General features: G+C 55.8%; 1 protein-coding gene and 1 pseudogene. Both read left to right on the top strand.

The annotated features are described in order from the left end of the window. A pseudogene (locus tag FUT88_RS25090) lies at positions 1 to 2038 on the top strand (hypothetical protein); the annotation flags it as partial. Further along, complete coding sequence (locus FUT88_RS25085; RefSeq protein ID WP_147219246.1) at positions 2035 to 2496, top strand: immunity 42 family protein; 462 nt, start codon at positions 2035 to 2037, stop codon at positions 2494 to 2496. The pseudogene FUT88_RS25090 and the gene FUT88_RS25085, both read left to right, overlap by 4 nt. Positions 2497 to 2541 lie beyond the last annotated feature (45 nt).

The raw sequence follows: 2541 nt of genomic DNA, 5'->3' as shown, positions 1-2541 counted from the left end.
TTGCGTGGGCAAATCCAGCGTTTCCGGAAGCGTCAGCCAGGGCAAGCTGAACAGCGACTATGCGGCTGTGGGTGAGCAATCGGGCATCCGCACCGGCGACGGTGGCTTCCAGATCGACGTCAAGGGCAACACCGACCTCAAGGGCGGTGTGATCGCCAGCAGTGACAAGGCGGTGCAAGACGGCGTCAACACGCTGACCACGGCCACCCTCACCCACAGCGATATCCAGAACGAAGCGCACTACAGCGGCTCTCAAATTGGGATCAGTGGCGGCTACTCCTTTGGAGGCGGTGGTGACCCCGGCAAGAGCGGAATTGGCAAAGATCAACAAGGCAAGGCCGACAACGTCAATCCGGTGCCCGGCACAGAGCTGCCAAGCAGCCGCGGGGGTCTCACTGCCGCACCACCGATCGTATTAAGTGCGTCTGGCGATGCCAGCTCGACAACGAGCAGCGCGATCAGCGGTGGCACGATCACGATTACCGACGGCGCCAAGCAACAGCAGTTGACTGGAAAGACTGCTGCAGAAACCGTGGCAGGCATCAATCGGGACGCCTCCAACACAGGCGGCGCACTCGCGCCGATCTTTGATAAGGACAAGGTGCAGGCCGGCTTTGAGATTGCTAGCCAATTCGTCAACCAGGTGGGGCAGTTCGTTGGGAACCGCATGCAGGAGGCGGATACCAAGCGGCAAGCCGCCGACAAGCTGGAGAAGCAAGCGGCGGATCCTGCGGCCAACTTGACCGATGCGCAGCGTCAGCAACTTTGGGAACAAGCTCAGCAAGAACGAGCCGAGGCGGTCGATACCGAAAGTAAGTGGGGCGCAGGTGGCACCTACCGCCAGATTGCCAACGCGTTGACCGCAGCAGCAGGCGGCAACGTGAGTGGTAGCTCTGCTCAATTTGTACAGAGCGCTGTCGTGAACTACGTTCAGCAACAGGGAGCGGGATACATCGGCAAGCTCGTTGCGGACGGTGTCGTCAAGGAAGGTAGCGCCGAACACGCTAGTCTGCACGCGATCGTGGCCTGTGCGGGAGCGGCAGCGAGCAGCCAGAGCTGCGGTGCAGGTGCTTTGGGTGCAGCGGCCTCCAGCTTGCTGACCAATCTGTTCACCGAGGATGCGAAGGAGACGAATGCCGACAAGGAGGCAAAGCGCAACGTGGTGACGTCTTTGGTGGCAGGTGTTGCTGCTGTCATCTCAAGCAGCAATGCCGCCACCGCGACTACCGCCGCAACCGCTGCCCTCGATAACAACTGGCTGACACCCAAGCAGAAAATCGACCGCGATCAGAAGCTGGCGAATTGCACAACTGACACTTGTCGCAAGGAGGTCAGAGACCAGTTTGCCAAACTGTGGCAATCCAACCATGACCGTGCTGAGAAGTGCAGCACGGTGCAAGCTTGTTTGGCCGTGGTGGATGAGTTGCGCACCCAGCAGCGCGAGACAGGTGAACGCGTGGCAGAGCTGCAAGGGAAGCAGAAAGCCAACGGCACGCTGAGCGGGGAAGAACGCGCGGAACTCGGTGCATTGCTCAACGCGGATCGCTCCATTATGTCGATGAGCACGGCGGCGCTGGGCAATGCGGTCAGGATGGGCGGCACAGACGTGTTGCAGGGGCAGCAGGCGTCTACACTAGTCAGTGAAGTGATGGTGGGCGCGGCTGCGGGGATTGGCGGGGCAATCAAGGGGGTTGGAAAAGGCGCTGCATTACCAACGCCCGACCCCACCCTTGCAGCCAACGGGTTGCTATATAAATCCAACCCCAAGCACACTCCCGGCCAACCAAGCAATAGACCCAATGCCGGAATTGAACCAAGAGACTCACTAGAACTATTTGGGCAATCCATTCCAAGCCCGAAAACGTACCCAAACAAAGAAGTTCGGTTTGCAATGGATAGTCAAGGCAACATCCACCGCTTTGAGGGAACGAATGGGGAATTTCACTGGAATGGCAGCACAGGTGATCGAAACAATCCCTTAGCCGGGAACCAAATCCCATCAAGCATTCAAAGGCAATTTGGAGTAACCATAAGATGATTTTTGGCAATCCTTTTCTTTTCGCAATTCAAATCGACGTTGTCAGCGAATGGAACGCCCGCGACGACATCTGGAGAAATGGCCTATTCTGCCTTTACCTGAACGGCGAGAGACTATTCGACACTGTAGACATATTTGAGCTAAGAACAACTATGGGCTCCTACAAGAACGCTGACATTGATAAACTTCCGGTTAACGCCAACGACCTTGATTCCGCCTATCTATACAAAAATGCAGAAGAATATCTATCAGGAAACAAAGGTTTTCCATTCGAAGGATTATTCGACATGACATGCACAGCAATGAGCGACAACCAATGTTACTTGTACTTCATCAAGACGATTAAAGGTGACAGATTTTTGTGGAGCCTAGACAATGGGAAAAGCATTAGCGAAGTAACGCTTCCAGCAGGCACAGTTAGCGACGTAATAAGAAAATTGGACGGTCTCTCCTTGTAAAGACTTCACGTGCAACATCCACATCAACGCCGGCGACACGCTCAT

It is taken from the genome of Ralstonia sp. TCR112, assembly GCF_007997035.1.
In the GTDB taxonomy this organism is placed as follows: domain Bacteria; phylum Pseudomonadota; class Gammaproteobacteria; order Burkholderiales; family Burkholderiaceae; genus Ralstonia; species Ralstonia edaphi.
This window is presented reverse-complemented; position numbering and strand designations above follow the sequence as displayed.

What these genes read in the sequence shown, in the direction of transcription:
- FUT88_RS25085 (WP_147219246.1), top strand. Translation starts at nt 2,035, where the DNA reads ATGATTTTTGGCAATCCTTTTCTTTTCGCAATTCAAATCGACGTTGTC.